This window comes from uncultured Ruminococcus sp., from assembly GCA_902785355.1.
Classification (GTDB): Bacteria; Bacillota; Clostridia; order Oscillospirales; family Acutalibacteraceae; genus Ruminococcoides.
Window position 1 is genome coordinate 1 of the sequence record CACZYF010000073.1, and the last position, 2,646, is coordinate 2,646.

3 protein-coding genes are annotated in these 2,646 nt (G+C 47.1%); 2 read left to right on the top strand and 1 reads right to left on the bottom strand.

The annotated features are described in order from the left end of the window. Positions 1-215 precede the first annotated feature (215 nt). On the bottom strand, positions 216-1,430 hold the full coding sequence (locus R2I50_RS10090) for an STAS domain-containing protein (RefSeq protein ID WP_316609013.1): 1,215 nt from the start codon (positions 1,428-1,430) through the stop codon (positions 216-218). 602 nt (positions 1,431-2,032) lie between these two features. Here R2I50_RS10090 and R2I50_RS10095 point away from each other — a divergent pair. Next, positions 2,033-2,389: an STAS domain-containing protein gene (locus tag R2I50_RS10095; protein WP_316609014.1), complete on the top strand. Its 357-nt coding sequence runs from the start codon at positions 2,033-2,035 to the stop codon at positions 2,387-2,389. Between the two features lie 56 nt (positions 2,390-2,445). After that, the coding region (locus tag R2I50_RS10100; protein ID WP_316609015.1) for a hypothetical protein at positions 2,446-2,646 on the top strand (201 nt) is incomplete at its 3' end.

Below are 2,646 nucleotides of genomic sequence, written 5' to 3' on the forward strand. Positions count from 1 at the left end.
CTGCGCGTTCTGCTGATCATGTACAAATCCATTGAAGATAAAAGCAGATTCAAGCTGATGAACATCAGCGACGAGGTCAGGGAGATCCTCGAGACGACCGGCTTCGATCAGTTCCTTTTGTAATCAGAAAACAAATTGCCGACAAAGCTATCGTTCAGCTCTGTCGGCAATTATTTATTTCATTATAAAGCGTTGACAAACGTCCTGCTCAACTATCAGAGCAGAGGGATGATACCGTCGAAGCCGGTCACCGTGAAGATCTCCTTGACCTCATCCGACGCGCCCTCGACCGTGACGTTGCCCTGTCCGAGCTTTTTGACCATGATCATCATCGTGCGCAGTCCGGCGGAGGAGATGTATTCCAGTTCTTCCGCGTTCACTCTGACAGAGGAGATACCGTCGCCGCACTCGTCAAACACTTTCAGTAACGCGGGAGCGCTGATGGTGTCGATACGTCCGCTGACGGTCATTTCAAGCACGCTGCCATTCGTTTTGTAATCAACGGTGAGATTCTCGATCTTCTCGGCTCCGCTGACAGACGCTTTCTGTGTGTAATGGGGATCGAGGGTCAGTTTCCATACGCGCGCATCCTTCAAAAGGTCGAGATACTTTTTCTGCCAACTTTCGGGGATCGCCTGCAGCATCGAAAGGTTCTCGTCTCCGTGGTAGAAGGGCAGGATCTCCACCTTGAAGCCGCGCGCTTCGATGAACGCCTTCACCTTTTCGTGATCCATGTGTACTACGCCCTCGTTGTAGATATCCGACTGCTCCATCGTTCTTCTTCGTGACGCGTCGTATGCTTCCGGAGAGCTCATGTTCGCTGTTGCAAACAGCTCATAATTCACACCCATATCCGAGGTCACAAACGCGCCTGAGTGTTTCTCGAGTATCCGGCGGATCCCGTCAAGAAGCTGTTCGAATTCCGAAGTTGAAAGATAACCTAAAAGTCCCTCGCTGGAGATCAGTACCTCGCCCTCAAAGCCTTCGACAGCGGCGCTGAGAGAGGCGGCGTTCGTGGCGTCACCGCCGTGATAAACCTTGCCGAGTCCTTCTTTATCAGCGAAGCTCTGCAGTTCCTCCGCTACGACAGGGACATCTAAGCCCGCGTAAGCAATACCGTTGTTTTTGCAGAAGATCGATCGGGGTGTATAGCCGCAGGCGACATCCAGCAGGTTTTTGCAGCCGTCAGTTTTCAGCGTTCTTGATAGAGCGGCATACCGCGCCTCGATTGCCACCGCAACGCCTGTCATCAGCGCTTTGGCGTCATTCTCTGAGACGAGAGTATCAGATGGGTCTCTCCTTGAGAGCGCATCCTCCAGACCTAAGCCTGCGATCATCCGCTTTGCGTCCTCATTTCCCGCGACCGCGAGCAAAAAAACGGTGCTCTTCGCAGTAAGATATGTCGGGTTTACCATTGTTCTGTAATCCATATTTCTCTCCTCCTTTTGCATTATTATACAAAACCCCGTCGACAAAAACAAGTATTATTTTTCTTCGTTACCTGCGACTTCGGTGAATATACATTCTACCTCGTTGATATTTACACTAATCCTTAATAAAAACCGATCATAAGCATTATTAATGATGTATGATCTGAACTTCCGCATAGCCCGATGAAACGATTTGATATCTTTTTAGATAATTCTGATATGTGTTTCGTTTTTTGAGTAGCTAATTGGAATTCAAGCTCCTTCTTTTGACTCTCCGCTCCGGCAGTCGATCTTTGGTTGTTTCAGTTACGAAGCCCATCTCGATCGTCTTCATGATGTTGGCGATACTCTTTTCTGTGTCGGAGAGCTGTTTTGTCAATATAGGGATTTCGCTGTTACAGGAAAGAAAACCGCCATAATCACCAACAAACTATTGTTTTCTGTTTAAGTTTGGATTATAATGCTAGCAGGAAAAACACATTGATAATGATCGGGCAAAAAATGAGGTAGAACTTTTCGGATTCTTTAAAGAAATCATTTGAATATGTAATTCCTGCACCTAACCTACAGTCAAATAATTATTACAACAGGAGGATATAAACATGGGTCTTTTTAACAATAAGAAAAAGGATACTACATCGAGTTCGGACGGGAACAGTTATCTGAAGATCTCGATGACAAAAGATAGGTCCGAATACACCTTCCTGCTGGAAGGCAGACTTGACACGATCACTTCTCCCGATCTTGAAAGCAAGATCAATGAAGTCGTCGGTGGCGCAACGAAGCTGACCATGGATCTTGCTAAGCTCGAATACATCTCCAGCGCGGGATTGCGTGTTCTGCTCGGCGCTCTGCAGGATATGGAAGACAAAGGAGAGATGGTCGTTTGCAATCTCACTGAGCCTGTTCACGTGGTTTTTGAGCTGACCGGATTCGGTCGCTTGTTCAACATCGAGTAATAACTCTTACACCGCTTGATAATAACGGTGAGGCACCAATATGACGGAGAGAACATATGATTAAGAAATTGAAAGATATCCGATTATTCGGACTGATTTTTACTATCGCGTCCGCCTTATTTATCATAGAGTTCAGCGCTCCCTTTTTTTCCGAAGCGAGATTGCAGCCGTATCTGTATAATTCCGGCGTAGATTCATTGGGAGCGTTAATATGCGCGGCGCTGTATTTTGGATGTATGGCGCAGAAAGGTGAAGGG